We start from the raw sequence: 14,795 nt of genomic DNA, 5'->3' as shown, positions 1-14,795 counted from the left end.
ACCACGTCCGGAGGATTGTCGAATCGGAACTCGCTTGTCTCGGCCCCGGGACCGACCACGCAGAGAGTATTCGGCGCAAATCCGCTGAGAACTCGCGCGCAGTTCCGATACCGATACCATCTGCCACCGGATCCACAGCATCCGGCTTTTCGTCAGCAACGGCGCCGTGAAGCGCTTCGAGCTCCTCGATGCGTTGCCACAGTCCGAGCCAACGCTCAAGTTCTGAGCGCTTAGCGACAAGCTCGTCGAGGCCACCCTGTTGAGACTCCAACTTGCTGTCAAGTTCTTCGAGTTGTGCATTATGGACAGCAATCTCGCGGAATAGCCCCGCGGACCGATCCTGCGCAGACCCAACGCCTCGTTAAGTGACGCCAACGTCGATGCGAGATCGCTTCGCAGCGCGCGAGTTCTGCCAATCTCTGCATCCACCGCCTCTTTCACGACCAGCGAATAGCTGCGGTCGCGGCATGAGGTGCGAACGCGGCCGCGGCTGCCGTGTCTTGGAACACCGCTATGTCTGCCATCGTGTAACCAAAGGCGGCGCAGAGCGATTGGAGTTCGCGCGACAACGAAGTACGGCTGGTCAGTCGGTTGTCAGGGCTTACGGTCACGGGTACTCCGGCGCGGTACAGCCGGTCGAAGGGGTGAGCCGCTTCGGGCGGGACTGCGCCTGTGTGGACGTTCGACGACGGACACACTTCCAGCACGATTCCATCGGCGATGATCCGCTCGGTCAGCGGCCCGCCGGACCCGTCCTTGTCGAAATCGTCCACCAGACGGATGCCGTGGCCGATGCGCCGGGCGCCGCCGATGTCGAGTGCCTCCCTGATGCTGTCGATGCCGGCGGCCTCCCCGGCGTGCACTGTCACGGGCACGCCGTTTGCGCGCAACAGTTCAAATGCCGGGCGGTGCAATGACGGTGGATAGCCAACCTCCGGTCCGGCCAGGTCGAAGCCCACTACGTCGTCACGCACCACCGCCAACTCGGCGACAGCCTCGCTCCCGGGTTCGTGCCGCATGGCGCACAGAATCTGCCGAGCCGTGGTCCGCCCGTGTACCGCGTGTTCACCGGCCCGCAAGCCCTCTGCCACGGCGTCGACGGCGTCATCCATCGACAGTCCGTGCCTGAGAAGATCGCCAGGTGCCCAACGTAATTCGGCATACGCCACTCCGTCGGCGGCGAGATCCTCGACAGACTCCCGCGCCACCCGCACCAAGGCGTCGACGTCGACCAGGACCGCCGAGGTGACGGCGTCACCCTCAAGATAGGCCTCCAGGCTGCCCGCTGTCGTCCTGGCGTCGAACCAGGCGCGCAACCCCTCAGGGGTAGGGGCGGGCAGCGCAATGCCTCGGTCGTCAGCCAGGTCGAGGATGGTCTCGATGCGCAGACCGCCGTCGAGGTGATCGTGTAGCGACACCTTGGGTAAGGCTCGCAGTTGTTCGATGGTGGGTGTCATGCGGTGATCCGCTGTACGTAACGAGTGATGAAGGCGGCCCTGTCGACGTCGGTGATCACGGTGATCAGCGGGGCGTTGCTCCACACCGGTCCACCCACGCGACCCACCCGCCTGTCGACAACGGTCATTCCGCGGGTGTACGTACCGGTGAGCTCGACGTGCATTCTGTACTTCTGTTCGGCAAGAACCAATTCCGGGTGCGCGACCACCGCGATGGTCAACGGCGAGTGCATCGCGCAGCCGTATCTGCCGAGGATCGGCTCGTAGAAGTCCATGTAGGACGGCGCGCCGGCCGCAACCAATTGGGCTGCAGGAGAAGATGACTGACGGACCGTTTGGAGATCATCCACGCCGAACACCGTTTCGTCGGTGACGTCGAGGCCGACTTGGACGAATTCCCAGTTCTCGCCGATGACGACGGCCGCCGCCTCTGGGTCGTGCAGCGCGTCGGCCTCGGCCACCGGGGTGACGTTGCCGTGGTGTGCGGCCGCGCCCCCCATCCATACCACGCGGGTGAGGCGCTGTGGGAGACTCGGATCCAGCAGCACGGCAAGCGCCAGATTCGTCAGCGGTCCGAGTCCGATGTAGGTGAGTTCACCTGGATTCTCGTCAACCAGCCTGATCGTCAACTCGGCGGCGGACACATCGACGAGGTTGCTGTATTCGGGATCGGGAAGGTTGGCGTTTCCGAACCCGTCGTGACCGTGGATCTGCGGATTGAAGGTCGGTGCCTCCCCTGCGATTGCTCGCTCCGCCCCCCGTGCCAGCGGCGCCGTCGAGCCAAGCCGCTCCATGCAGATGGCCGTGTTCCGCGTGACCTTCTCAACATCTACGTTGCCAAAACTGGTCGTCACACCGACGACCTGAATCTCCGGACTGACCAGCGCGTACAGCAACCCCATGCCGTCGTCGACGCCGGTGTCGGTATCGATGATCACTTTGGTCATATCAGTGGGCCGCCTGCTCGACCTCGGCGCCCAACTCGGAAGGCGCGCCCTCCGCGATCCCCGCGTAGACCTCGGGCCTTCGGGCGCGCAGCCACAGCCCGTAGCCGAGGCCGGTAACGACGACGACGGGGATAACCCACGGAATCGAGTTGATCACGGGGGAACCGGTGCCGGTGAGGATGGAGTAGTTGGCCACGGCGAGGATCACGACCACTGACAGCGTCGCCGCGGCGATGCCCGGCGCGATCGCCGTCGCCCACATCCGGTTGTCGCCGCGCTTGCGAAAGAACGCGATCACCGAGGCGGCAACGGTGACCTGCAGCAGCAGGATGCCCAGGGTGCCGATGCCCGCGGTGCTGGTGTTGAGCGTCAGCAGTGGGTCGGCGTTGACGACGGCGAACGCGCCGACGACGACCGTCGCGATGACGATCTGCACGGTGCTGGCGACCGCCGGTGAGTTCCACTTGGGATGCACGATGCCGAGTCGCCGGGGAAGCAGGCCTTCGCGACCCAGCGAAAAGAAGTAGCGGGACGCGGCGTTGTGAATGCCGAGGAACGCGGCGAACAAGCTGGTCAGCACCAGCACCTTCATGGCACTAGACAGCCAGGTGCCGACGTACTGTTCGGCGATCCTGAAGACGAACGTGCCGGGATCGTTGTTCATCGCGCTGAGCAGGTTCGTCGGGCCGACGGCGCCGACGAGGACCATTGCGGCGACGGCGTAGAACACCGCGATGACGCTGACCGAGATGTAGGTGGCGCGGGCAACAGTCTTTCTGGCGTCCTTCGCCTCCTCGGAGAAGAGCGCCGTCGCCTCGAAGCCGATGAACATGTTGCATGCCCAGAGCAGGCCGATACCGACTGAACCAGAGCCGATCACCGAAGGGGATAGGGTTCCGGCGATGGGAAACGCCTCGACTCCGCGGTGCCCGACGATTCCGACGTCAAGGATGACGATGGCGGCGACCTCGAGGATCAAAGCGACGCCCAGTACCTTCGCACTGACGTCGACGGCACGGCGACCGAGGAACGCGACGATAGCGATCGCGGTGGCTGACCAGAACTGCCAGGGCATCGAGAACCCAATGCCGGCGAAGATTGTCGAGCCGAAGAATCCGACGGCACCGGCCAGGCTCCAGAACGCAGCGTTGTAGGCGAGCACCGCAATGAAGGCACCGGCCACTCCGACGGGCTTGCCCAGGCCCTTGGCGATGTATGCGTAGAAGGCACCTGCGTTGACGACGTGCTTACACATCGTGACGAAGCCGACGGCAAAGCACATCAGGATGAGACCCGCAAGGACGATCGCCCCGACGAAGCCCGGGCCGCTGCCGAGGTACATGCCGAGAGGAACGATCGAGACGACCGCACCCATCGGGGCGATGCAGGCGAGAACGAAGAGCACTAGCGCTGGGGTGCCGAGGGTCTTCTTTGTGAAGCTGGTATCAGCTCGTGGTGCAGTCGTCATGTCGCTTCCTACCTGCCTCTGGTCATACTGGTCGGACCAGTATGACCAGCGCCACTCCCGCGGTCAACCACGCGTCCTGCGGTCGTCCATGCCGAACCGCTGACCAGATCATCGAGCACACCCGTCAGGTAAGCCAGGCCCGCGCACTGAGCCGTCAAGCCATCGCCGCCGTACTGCTCGATGCAGATGGGTCCGTCGTAACCGGCGTCCAATGCCATCGACAGCAACAGGCGGTAGTTGATGTCGCCGTCATCCAGCTGCGTCGGCCACGCCAGGAACGGACCGTCGGGATACCCCTCAGCACGCCGAAAGTTCTTGACGTGCCAGTAGTTCAGATAGGGCAAGCACGCAGCAAATGTCTCCAGCCAACCCTCGGTCAGGCGCCGCGGCACGCGGTACAGATTGGCCAGGTCGGCGTTGATGCCCAGGACCGGCGAGTCGACGTCTTGAATCAACCTGACGGTCTGCTCACCACTGCCGATGAGCGTGTCTTCGTACAGTTCCAGCGACAGTCGGAGCCCGATATCGGCTGCGTGGGAGCACAATTCGCGAAGGCGATCGACCGCACACGCCCAGAGTGCGGGGTCGTCTGCGTCGTCAGCCGGACCTGGCACCGACCAGAACGTCCACTGTCTCTGCAGCTCCGTTAGCGGGCGATGGAAGCCGATGGAAAGCACCGGCGCTCCCGCGGCAGCAGCGACATCGAGCGCCCGATGCGTGTAGGCCAAGTTGGCCGAGCCGTCAATCGGGTCGATCACGCTGCGCCTGATGGCCGACAGTCCGGCCATCAGTAGGCCCGCGTCAGCCACATGGGCGGCGAGTCGCCCACCTTGCTCAACGGTGAGGTCGCCGAACGGCACCCAGTTGTCGACAACATCGACCCACTCGAAACCACCACGCGCGAGCGCGCTCAGCCCGGCGCTCCAGCTCGCTTCATCGGCAATGGAGACCGACGGCAACGGCAGCGTGCTGCCCGCTACGACTGGTGTAGGTGGCATGTTCATCGTGGCGCTCCGTCCGCTTGGCATGGCTACTGGTATTACAGGCTAGACCAATTGTCGGCTGTCCCGATAGGCTGTTGCTCAACACACCTGCCGCGCGCAAGGAGAAGGACATCGTGACAACCACCGCCACCACGCCATCCATCAGCAAGTACCTGGCGCGCACAGGTCGATCACGGGACCTCTTCGAAGAAGCAAGTCTGGTCATACCAGGAGGGGTGTCGCGGGCCACGCTGGCCTACCAGCCGTACCCGTTCTATGCAGCGGCCGCGGCCGGTGCCATAGTCACCGACGTCGACGGCAACTCCTACGTCGACCTCATCAACAACTACACCAGTCTTCCGCACGGCCACGGCCACGGTCCGACGACTGTTGCTGTGACGGCAGAATTGGCGACGTCGTCGGCGATCGGTACCGCCCATCCCCGCGAGGCCGAGTACGCAGCCGAACTCCGCGAGCGAATCCCCGCGCTTGAACGGTTGCACTTCACGACCACCGGATCCGAGGCCGTCGGCTTCGCGGCGCGCGTGGCCCGCGCCAACACCGACCGCATCCGTATCCTGAAGTTCGAGGGCGGCTTTCACGGCTCCCACAGCGAGCTGTACCAGGACATCGGCCAGCCTCCCCTGCCATCGCGAACCAGTGCCCACGCGCGACCCGAGTCAGCCGGGATGGAACCCGCCCACACCATCACGGCGGTCTACAACGACATCGCCTCTGTGCGAGATGCATTCGCGCGCTGGGGAACAGAAATCGCGGCGGTCATCGTCGAACCGTTCCTCGGCAACAGCTCACTGGTCACCGCTCAGCGCGACTTCCTCGACGTTGTGTTCGAGTCCGCCCACCGCAGCGGCGCACTCGTCGTGTTCGACGAGGTTCAGGCACTGCGCGCTGGGTACCACGGCGCTCAGGGGCTATGGGGTTACCGGCCCGACCTTGTCGCGATCGGAAAGATCATCGGAGGCGGCTATCCGCTCGGCGCGTTCGGAGGCCGCGCCGATTTGATGAGTGTGCTGGCGGGCGACGGACCGCGCGTGTTGCAGACCGGAACATTCACGGCGTCGCCGGTCTTCGTCGCCGCGGGCCAGGCGGCGATGCGATCCCTTGGCCAGGCCGAGTACGCAGCCATCGAGACCCGGACCGAGCGGCTGCGTCAGGCCATCCGCGACGAGTTCGCCTCGGCACGAATTCCTGTGCACGTCAACGGCATCGGCTCGATGTTTAACATCGCCATCTCCTCTGAGCCCGTCACGTCCTACCAAGCGCACCGGCGCGCGAACACCGCGCTTCTGTCGGAGCTGCGACTCGAACTGTTGCTGCGCGGCGTGCTCGTCATGCCCCGCGGCACCGGCTGCTTGTCAACGGCCGTCACCGACGATCACGTTGACCTCGTCGTTGACGCGCTGCGTGGTGGGCTGGCCGCACTCACACGCTGATGGGGACCGCTTCTCCATGGCGATGGCGCGGACCGGGGAGCCGTCCAGGCCAACCAACGGAAGCGGAAGGCAGACGAGCCACGTCTCCGGGCTGAGTTGAGCAAGATTCACCAGGCATTCGGTAATCACCACCCCTGCGCCGAGCAGCACCCGATGCACGGCGTGCAAGTCGGTGAAACTCGGTGTAGGCGTGTCGAACCCAACGAAAACGACGCCAATATCGACGAGGTACTCCGCCGCTGCTACCGACAGCTCGGGAATATCTGTCCAGTATCGGGCCGTGTTGAGATGGGCGTCCCAGCCGGTGCGAACGAGAATCCGGCGGGTTCGGCGCAACGACTCTTCGCGCGTCGCCAGGTGGTGCGGTTGGACGACCGGTCCCGCCGTGTGGTCGAACACCGTCGCCGGCCCGATGCAGCGGCTCAAGTCGAGATCATCCACCGTCGCCCCGCCCGGCAGGAAGTGCCGCGGCGCGTCGAGATGGGTACCGAGCTGGCTGAACAACGCCACGTTCCACATCTCGACACCCGTCTCGTCCTCGACCGAGGAGAAGCGCGAGAAGCGGGCCGTCGGCTCGCCGGGAAAGGCATCCATCCCGTCTACGATCGGCATCGTCAGGTCGACGATGTCAACCTGCCCCGCCGGAGCAGCGGTTCCTTGCCTGGATGTGTGAGGAAGTGGCATCCTTAGGAAGATACTCCGCTGGTATTACCAGTCAAGCCGATATGGAGGGGCACCGCCTTGACCGAGAACCCGGTAACCCAACGGTCCCGGATCGCCGACGATCTACTGCGCGCAATCCGAGACGGTGAGTATCGCGTCGGCGCCAAGTTGCCATCCGAACGCCAACTCGCCGAACAATATTCGGTCAGCAGGCCGGTCATCCGCGAAGCACTCGGCATGCTCTCGACCCTGGATGTCATCGAAATCCAGGTCGGCCGTGGAGCATTCGTCACCAACGCGGACGTATCGATCGAACGCACCCAGAGATTCGGTCTCCTCGACATCATCGATACTCGCGAGGTGATCGAAGCCGGGGCGCTCCGACTGGCCGCCGCACGGGCCGACGACGAAGACAAGCAGCGCGTCGCGGCGGCTTTCGAGGCGTTGGAGGATGCCGTACTCGGCGGCAAGGAGACGACCGAACCTGACATCGCCTTACACCTCTCCATCGTGCAGGCAGCTCGGTCAGGCATGCTGCTCAAGCTGTGGTCGGAGATGACCGACGAGATAGCCCAGACGGTGCGCATCAGCCCTCATGGCAGGGCGATGAGCAAGGAGATCCTCGACGATCACCGCCGACTCGCAGCAGGAATCACCGGCGGCGAGCTCGACGAAGCCCTGCAGGCCTGCAGCGGACTCTACGACGACCACCGTCAGTTCCTGCGTTCATTGCTCGGCTAAGCGGTCACGCCGGGTAAGCAATCGTGGACATCGTTGCGTTCTCGGCCTGCCGAGTGTCAACCCGGGTGTGCTGCACTACGATCGGCTGATCGCTGGTCACAACGACGCAGTAGTCGATGCCGGGCCGGATGGGCTCTGGATCGCGCAGGTCGTTGATTCTCTGGTGCAGCGCCCGCTTCGGCGCAATGTCCAACCGAAACGGGCCTGCAGGGTCGCGGTCGGTGAAATAGAACGTCAGTTCGAGGCGTGCGACATCATCGTTGGCATTGAGAATGCAGAGGCTCTCGTGACTCGTCATCGCAGGCTCGGGGCCGGTACTCGTCGGCGGAATGAAGCCATCGCCGATGACCCAGCGGTGCGCCCCAAGCGGGGTGCGCACCGCGGGATCATTGGCGATCGAACTCACTTGGCCTCGGCAATGATTGGGCTGCCGGCGCGGTCCTCGGCACTGTCTGGTTCGAGTTCGGACATGCTGTCGCCGGCACGCTTAAGCCACTCCTCGTGCTTGAGTGCCCTCATCACGACCAGGATCAGTATGCCGACCAGCGCCCAGACCCCAACCGCGACCGGGGCCCAGCCGATCGGCTTCTCGGGCAACGGCACCACGGAGAAGTAGCCGACTGCGAGGAGCGCGACTGTGCTCACGACAGGCAAGATGACGTGTACGACGATCTTGCGGTCGGGCCTGCGCCAGAAGAACCGGACAACTCCGATGTTTCCGAGGCTGTAGACGAACACCATCACCACGGTCAGCGCCAGACCAAAGAAGAAGAACTCCTTGTCGGGGCCGATCAGTGCACCACCGCCAATACCGACGACGATAACTAGAATTGCCTGCAGCACAACGGCATTAACCGGAGTCCGGTATCTGTCGTGGAGCTTGGCGAAGATCTGGGGCAACGAGCCGGACCTGGCCATCGCGTACCACATCCGGGTCGACACGTTGTTGGAAGCGACCGCCACGGCCAGCACCGAGTTGATCAAGGCAAGCAGCACGATCACCCATGCGCTGCCCCAGAACTTCTGAGCGAGCACGAGCGCCGGCGACTCGGCCGAGGAACCGAAACCCGCTGCGTCGTTCACCCCCCAACCCACTTGCAGACCCCACGTTACGAAAACGAAGAACACACCCGTGACGACGACGGCCGCGACGAGTGCGCGGGGAATGTTGCGGCGCGGATCGACGGTCTCCTCGGCCGCGGGCGCTGCCCCCTCCCACCCGGTTATCGCGAAGATCGAGAAGATGATGCCAAGCAGCAGAGCGTTGGCTGACGGCGCGTTGCCGGGCGACAGCGGTGCAACGGAGAAACCCCCGTCACCGGGCACGATGAGCCCCCAGACAGCGAGTGCGACCATGATGGCGATCTCGGCGCCGGCAAGGATCATCAGGGCCTTCGCTGACAGTTCGACCCCGCGCCAGCCCATCAACACCAGGAAGACAGCACCCAGGATGATGCCGAGCCACCACGGGAAACCAAATCCGAAGTGCGCCTTGAGCGTGTTGTCGAGGAGATAGCCGAGCACGGCAAGGTTGAACGCCGGTGCGACCGGCGTGTAAAACAACCAGAGCCAGGAGACCATGAAGCCGAGCCGTGCACTCAGCGTGCGGCTGACGTAAGTGTAATAACCTCCGGCCGAGGGGATCTCGCGTGCCAGGTAACCGAGAGGGATCGCCGCTACCAACATCAACAAGAAGCCGATCAGAAACGCGAACGCGCCGGAGGTACCCGCAATACTCACAATGAACGGGGTGGTCATCAGCGCGCCGATGGCCGGGCCGATAAGACCGACGCTCTGCACGGTGACGCCAACGACGGACACGGCTCCGGCCTTCAGTCCGCTCGGTCGGTCGGGCGCCTTCGCGGGCATGTCAGTTGCCTCAGCGGGCGAAGTTGGATTGGAGGTCATCGGACCCATCCCTTCATGTTGCGTCTCGGATGATCCGCGGGGGCGGCGTCGGGACGGACGTTAGCAAGGAATCGCCGTTCTGGCTAGACCAGTCTGACCAATTCTGTTCAAGTCGGACTCTGGTGACCGCATTTGACGTGCTGAACAGCGGCTTTAGACAACCTCTGTGGTATTACCAGTTTTGTCGTACAGTGGGCGTCCACTCCCCTACTCCCCGCGTCTTCGGACGCCGACCGGAAGGATGTCAGCATGATCGCTATCGACCTCTCGGAGCGCACGGCCATCGTCACTGGTGCTGCGGCCGGCATCGGTGAAGCCATCGCTCGGAGCCTGTCGGACGCGGGCGCCCGGGTGATCGGCGTTGACAGACAAGCATTTTCGGGACATCGCCCCGACATCGAAGTGGTCGGTGACGTCACGGATGCGCACATTCGCGCCCACGCTCTGGATTTGCTGGTCGATGACGAAGCAGACCCCATCCTGATCAACAACGCTGGCATCCAGTACGAGGAACGGCTGTCGGTCACCTCCGAAGCGCGCACGAGGGCGCTGTTCGACGTCAACGTGTTCGCCGCGCTGAGGATGACGGTAGAGTTCGCCGAACGCGTCGACACGGCCGCCATCGTCAACACGGCGTCGATCCTCGGCTTCACCGGCGACCCCTTCCTCGGCGTGTACAGCCTCTCGAAGGGCGCGGTCATTCAGCTGACTCGCTCGAGTGCGCTCGAATACGCCGGACGAATCCGTGTCAACGCCATTTGCCCCGGTGCGATCCGGACTCCTCTGACGACCCGCGCGTGGGCAGAAAGCGGTGACGCGGAGCAAGCTGAGCGCCGAATGTCGGCCGTCTACCCTGCCGGACGAATCGGAGAGCCTGCGGAGGTCGGGCCGCTGGCCGCGTTCCTGGCTAGCGACCTCGCATCGTTCATCACCGGCAGCTTCTTCAACATCGACGGGGGCATCCTCGCCGCAAACCCCGAGTGGGCACTCGAGCGGCTTTGAGAGGCACACTTCAAGCGCACGTGTACCCACCAATCAGGGCCGAATCACGGGTCTCCTGCACGAATAGGTGACATCTTGACCTGCCCTACCTGTTGGGTTCCATCGGGTCCTGGCAATTGCTAGTTAGTGCTAGTTCCAAAATGGAATTGCTAGCGCAGAATCGGAAACGACAGCCCTACTACTTGCTGTTGCGTCCAGAACTCCGTTACCAATGCCACCTCAGCGACCTGCAGCTACGTTGCGTTCCATTTGGTTTTACCAGGCCGATTTTCCATCTGAGATTACCAAAATGAGAACCACACGGTTGTCCTAGTATTCACCGAGTTCAGACGCCACAGCCCGACATCGGCGGCATACACCTTGGGTAGGTCGCCGGCCACCGAGTAAAGCGAAAATCCCTGAAACCTACCATCTTTCGACTCGGATCCGCGATTCGGACGGCAGAATGGCTGACTGCACGCTGACATAATCAGAGGGTGGGCGGTTGCCCTGATGCTCCGGTGACGGCAGGCGATTCTTGTGGACCGTGGGGCAAATGGTCCGCCGGATATCAAGGGACCGAAGACTGCTCGGCCAACACGACAACCAAGCATCGGTCCCGTGGCCGCACTACCAGCCGCGCTCGGCGAGCCGATGCGGCTGGGCGATCTCCTCGACGTTGATGCCCACCATGGCCTCACCCAGCCCGCGCGACACCTTGGCCAGCACATCCGGATCGTCGAAGAACGTGGTGGCCTTCACGATGGCCGCGGCCCGCTGCGCCGGATTGCCCGACTTGAAAATGCCCGAGCCCACGAACACACCCTCGGCACCCAGCTGCATCGTCATCGCCGCATCCGCCGGAGTGGCGATACCACCCGCGGTGAACATCGTGACCGGCAACTTCCCGGCCCGGGCCACCTCGACCACCAGGTCATACGGGGCCTGCAACTCCTTGGCCGCGACGTAGAGCTCGTCCTCGCTCATCGAGGCCAGCCGCCGGATCTCGCCACCGATCTGGCGCATGTGAGTGGTCGCATTGGACACATCCCCGGTGCCGGCCTCGCCCTTGGAGCGGATCATCGCCGCACCCTCGGTGATCCGACGCAACGCCTCACCCAGATTGGTCGCCCCGCACACGAACGGCACGGTGAACTTCCACTTGTCGATGTGATTGGCGTAGTCGGCCGGGGTCAGCACCTCGGACTCGTCGATATAGTCCACGCCCAGGGCCTGCAGGATCTGCGCCTCGACGAAATGCCCGATCCGGGCCTTGGCCATCACCGGAATGGTGACCGCCTCGATGATGCCCTCGATCATGTCGGGGTCACTCATCCGCGACACCCCGCCCTGGGCACGGATGTCCGCAGGCACCCGCTCCAGCGCCATCACCGCCACCGCACCAGCGGCCTCAGCGATCTTCGCCTGCTCCGGCGTGACGACGTCCATGATGACGCCACCCTTGAGCATCTCAGCCATCCCGCGCTTCACGCGCGCAGTACCGACCTCAGTATTCGGATTCACCTAACTCCTTCAACAAAATTCATAAACACAAGTGGACATACGACGACAGAGATCAGCTGAACCGACAGTGCTGCGAGCGCCAGCTCAATACTCGGTGCACGGTCAATGGTCCACACGGCACCGACGCCGCGGCATCCGCAAGAGCCGTGGTTCTCAGTATCCGCAGAGGTAGCAGTGACATGCCTCCTCGGCGGTGTCGTCGTGGACGCGACTTCCTGTGGCAGTGCGGGATTCGAGTTCCCACGAGCTGCCTACTACAGCCTCGCTGGGCTCTTCGGGTTGCCAGCTCAGGCGATGTGATCGCGGGAACCGCAGAAAGCGCAGCAACATCGGTTGTCTTTCAAACTATTACGGAAAAGATTGTCGGCATCGCGGGTGACCGCGAACTCACCTGCGCCCCCAGTGTTGGGATTGTCCTGCATCCGATCGGTTCTGGGGGACGTTCCATGGGTTGTCGTCGCGGAGGGGTTCGGGAAGCCATGGGCCGTAGAAGTTTTGGTAGGTGACGGGGCGCAGAAACCTCTCGATCGCGGCGGTACCGACCGCGGTATGCAGGGGATTGGTTGTTGAGGGGTACGGGCCGCCGTGATGCTGCGCCGGTGTCACCGACACCCCGGTCGGCCAGTCGTTGACGAGGATCCGGCCCGCCTTCTGCTCTATCGACGACAGCAGTGATCCAACGAGGGCACTGTCGGACTCCTCTGCCTGGATCGTCAAGGTGAGCGAACCTTCGAGTTGCTCTATCGCCGAGGCAATCTCGCTCGCATCGCGATATTCCACGATGATCGCGAACGGCCCGAATACCTCGGTCATAGCGTTGTTACGATGTTGCTCGAACGTCGGGTAGTCGATCACCAGCAGCCCCGGCGACGGGTTTCCGTCGATCAACCTCGACTCGGCCAGCAGGCGACCCCCCAGCGAGCCGACAAGATCGGCAAGGCGAGCCGCGAACCCGGCGGTGATCGCTTCAGTGAGCAACTCACCCGCAGGCTTGCCTGCCGCGGCAGTGGCGAGGACATCGTCGAGGCCATGACCGGCGGGCAGAAACACCAGCCCGGGTTTGGTGCAGAACTGACCGCTGCCGAGGGTGAAGGAATCCACGAAACCCTGGGCGATATCGGCGCCGCGCGCCGCGATCGCGGCCGGGGTGACGACCACGGGATTGATGCTGCCCAACTCACCGTAGAACGGGATCGGACGGGCCCGCCGGGCGGCAATGTCGGCCAACGCCAGCCCGCCGCGCACCGAACCGGTGAACGTCGCCGCGTCGACCCGATCATCGCTCAATGCTGCGACGCCAATCTCGCGGCCATAGATGATGTCGAACGTCCCCGCCGGCGCGCCCGCACCCGTCAACGCGGAATGCACGATCTCGGCCGTGCGGGCACTGAGTTCGGGATGGCCCTCGTGCGCCTTGACGATCACCGGGCACCCAGCGCCCAGCGCCGACGCGGTATCCCCACCGGCCACCGAGAACGCGAACGGAAAGTTGCTCGCCGCGAAATTCAGCACCACGCCGATCGGGCGACGCATCCGCCGAATGTCCGGGCGCGGCCCCGAACCGAAATCCGGGTCGGGCACATCGATGCGGACATCGAGAAACCGTCCCTCGCGGGCTTCCTCGGCGAACAGGCGCAACTGCATCGTGGTGCGGCGCAACTCCCCACGCAACCGCGCCTCGGGCAGATGCGATTCGGCCATCGCCACCGGGACTAGTTCCTCAGCAGCGGCGTCGAGCCCATCAGCGACGGCGGTCAGTTGCCCGTAACGCTGCTGTGGGGACTGTGCAGCGAGGACCGGTTTCGCCGCGGCCGCCGCGGTCAGCACGGAGTTCAGGGATTCGGAGGTTAACGTCTGGGCGGTCACGATTGCTCCTTCTCGGTCGCGGTCGGTCACTTGTGCGTGCGCCACTGCGGCTTGCGCGCGGCCTTGCGGTGCGGAAGTTCGATGAGGCGGGTGTCGCCGTTCGGTGAGGCCATCAGGATCTCGTCGACGATGCCGGTGAACATGCCGTTCTCGACGACGCCGGGGATCAGGTTCAGCTGGGTGTCGAGCAGGCTCTTGTCGGTGATGGCCAACAGGTGCGCGTCGAGGATGAAATTGCCGTTGTCGGTGATCACCGGCTCGCCGTCGCGGGAGCGCTGCACGATCTCGACGTCGACGTAGCCGAGGTCGGTGAGCAGAGCGGTCACCGAACGGCGGGTCGCCATCCAGCCGTACTGCACCACCTCGATGGGCATCGGGAACTTCCCCAGCTGATCAACGAGTTTGGTGTCGTCGGCGATGCAGACCACCTTGTCGGAGGCTTCGGCGACCATCCGCTCCCACAACAGACACGCCCCGCCGCCCTTGATCTGGTCGCCGTCGTGGTCGACCTCATCAGGGCCGTCCAGGGTGACCTCGAGCGGGGCATCGAGGTCGTTGATGTCCAGCAGCGGGATGCCCACCGACCGGGCGAGGTCGCGGGTGAAGTTGGAGGTGGGGACGCCGACGACATCGAGACCTTGCTCGACCTTCTCGCCCAAAGCACGCACGAACCAGGCGGAGGTGGTTCCCGATCCAAGGCCTAGTCGTGCCCCGTCATGGGCATACCGCTCGACCGCGGCGCGGCCGACGGCGTACTTCGCCTGGTCCTGTGCTGTTTCCGGGTGGTACTTCACGGGGTGGTC

At 64.1% G+C, this 14,795-nt stretch carries 13 protein-coding genes; 3 read left to right on the top strand and 10 right to left on the bottom strand.

Annotated features, from left to right (window positions below):
• Positions 1-437 precede the first annotated feature (437 nt).
• The 4 genes from add to BST13_RS02750 are packed head-to-tail and all read right to left on the bottom strand — an operon-like array spanning position 438 to position 4,876.
• Positions 438-1,457, bottom strand: a complete 1,020-nt coding sequence (gene add / locus BST13_RS02765; protein ID WP_083160376.1) for an adenosine deaminase — start codon at positions 1,455-1,457, stop codon at positions 438-440.
• Positions 1,454-2,404: a nucleoside hydrolase gene (locus BST13_RS02760; protein ID WP_083160374.1), complete on the bottom strand. Its 951-nt coding sequence runs from the start codon at positions 2,402-2,404 to the stop codon at positions 1,454-1,456. Before BST13_RS02760 ends, add begins: the two co-directional genes overlap by 4 nt.
• A gap of 1 nt (position 2,405) precedes the next feature.
• Complete coding sequence (locus tag BST13_RS02755; protein ID WP_083160372.1) at positions 2,406-3,872, bottom strand: APC family permease; 1,467 nt, start codon at positions 3,870-3,872, stop codon at positions 2,406-2,408.
• Between the two features lie 8 nt (positions 3,873-3,880).
• A complete protein-coding gene (locus BST13_RS02750) occupies positions 3,881-4,876 on the bottom strand; it encodes a sugar phosphate isomerase/epimerase family protein (RefSeq protein WP_158087098.1) in 996 nt (331 codons plus the stop codon).
• A gap of 113 nt (positions 4,877-4,989) precedes the next feature.
• On the opposite strand from BST13_RS02750, the gene BST13_RS02745 reads away from it, so the two are divergent.
• Positions 4,990-6,309: an aspartate aminotransferase family protein gene (locus tag BST13_RS02745; protein ID WP_158087097.1), complete on the top strand. Its 1,320-nt coding sequence runs from the start codon at positions 4,990-4,992 to the stop codon at positions 6,307-6,309.
• Here the strand turns inward: BST13_RS02745 and BST13_RS02740 are convergent.
• Positions 6,232-6,921, bottom strand: a complete 690-nt coding sequence (locus BST13_RS02740; protein ID WP_158087096.1) for a cyclase family protein — start codon at positions 6,919-6,921, stop codon at positions 6,232-6,234. The genes BST13_RS02745 and BST13_RS02740 overlap by 78 nt on opposite strands.
• Positions 6,922-7,050: 129 nt before the next feature.
• Here BST13_RS02740 and BST13_RS02735 point away from each other — a divergent pair, with 129 nt between their 5' ends.
• A complete protein-coding gene (locus tag BST13_RS02735) occupies positions 7,051-7,713 on the top strand; it encodes a FadR/GntR family transcriptional regulator (protein ID WP_083160364.1) in 663 nt (220 codons plus the stop codon).
• 4 nt (positions 7,714-7,717) lie between these two features.
• Here BST13_RS02735 and BST13_RS02730 read toward each other — a convergent pair whose 3' ends face one another.
• Both BST13_RS02730 and BST13_RS02725 read right to left on the bottom strand, forming a co-directional pair.
• Positions 7,718-8,119 carry a sensory rhodopsin transducer gene (locus BST13_RS02730; RefSeq protein ID WP_211295990.1) on the bottom strand — a complete coding sequence of 134 codons (402 nt, stop codon included), beginning with the start codon at positions 8,117-8,119 and terminating at the stop codon, positions 7,718-7,720.
• Positions 8,116-9,534 carry an APC family permease gene (locus BST13_RS02725; RefSeq protein WP_158087095.1) on the bottom strand — a complete coding sequence of 473 codons (1,419 nt, stop codon included), beginning with the start codon at positions 9,532-9,534 and terminating at the stop codon, positions 8,116-8,118. The genes BST13_RS02730 and BST13_RS02725 overlap by 4 nt, the downstream gene beginning before the upstream one ends.
• Before the next feature lie 336 nt (positions 9,535-9,870).
• Between BST13_RS02725 and BST13_RS02720 the strand changes: the two genes are divergently transcribed.
• On the top strand, positions 9,871-10,623 hold the full coding sequence (locus BST13_RS02720) for an SDR family NAD(P)-dependent oxidoreductase (RefSeq protein ID WP_083160360.1): 753 nt from the start codon (positions 9,871-9,873) through the stop codon (positions 10,621-10,623).
• 609 nt (positions 10,624-11,232) lie between these two features.
• On the opposite strand, the gene pdxS is transcribed toward BST13_RS02720, so the two are convergent.
• The 3 genes from pdxS to rpiA form a co-directional block, all read right to left on the bottom strand.
• A complete protein-coding gene (gene pdxS, locus BST13_RS02715) occupies positions 11,233-12,126 on the bottom strand; it encodes a pyridoxal 5'-phosphate synthase lyase subunit PdxS (RefSeq protein ID WP_083160358.1) in 894 nt (297 codons plus the stop codon).
• A 387-nt stretch (positions 12,127-12,513) separates the two neighbouring features.
• Entirely contained in the window at positions 12,514-13,992 is a 1,479-nt protein-coding gene (locus tag BST13_RS02710; protein ID WP_245839284.1) for an aldehyde dehydrogenase (NADP(+)), read from the bottom strand.
• A 26-nt stretch (positions 13,993-14,018) separates the two neighbouring features.
• The gene (gene rpiA, locus BST13_RS02705) at positions 14,019-14,786 is read right to left on the bottom strand and encodes a ribose-5-phosphate isomerase RpiA (protein WP_083160356.1); all 768 of its coding nucleotides are present in this window, start codon (positions 14,784-14,786) and stop codon (positions 14,019-14,021) included.
• Between the last annotated feature and the right edge of the window lie 9 nt (positions 14,787-14,795).

The organism is Mycobacterium aquaticum (genome assembly GCF_002086485.1).
GTDB classification, from domain to species: Bacteria; Actinomycetota; Actinomycetes; order Mycobacteriales; family Mycobacteriaceae; genus Mycobacterium; species Mycobacterium aquaticum.
The sequence above is the reverse complement of the archived record's forward strand: the minus strand, read 5'-3'. Positions and strand labels throughout refer to the sequence as shown.

Excerpts from the sequence above, each read along its gene's own strand:
- BST13_RS02750 (WP_158087098.1), bottom strand. The coding sequence starts at position 4,876 with ATGAACATGCCACCTACACCAGTCGTAGCGGGCAGCACGCTGCCGTTG.
- add (WP_083160376.1), bottom strand. The coding sequence starts at position 1,457 with ATGACACCCACCATCGAACAACTGCGAGCCTTACCCAAGGTGTCGCTA.
- BST13_RS02740 (WP_158087096.1), bottom strand. The coding sequence starts at position 6,921 with ATGCCGATCGTAGACGGGATGGATGCCTTTCCCGGCGAGCCGACGGCC.
- BST13_RS02755 (WP_083160372.1), bottom strand. The coding sequence starts at position 3,872 with ATGACGACTGCACCACGAGCTGATACCAGCTTCACAAAGAAGACCCTC.
- BST13_RS02720 (WP_083160360.1), top strand. The coding sequence starts at position 9,871 with ATGATCGCTATCGACCTCTCGGAGCGCACGGCCATCGTCACTGGTGCT.
- BST13_RS02760 (WP_083160374.1), bottom strand. The coding sequence starts at position 2,404 with ATGACCAAAGTGATCATCGATACCGACACCGGCGTCGACGACGGCATG.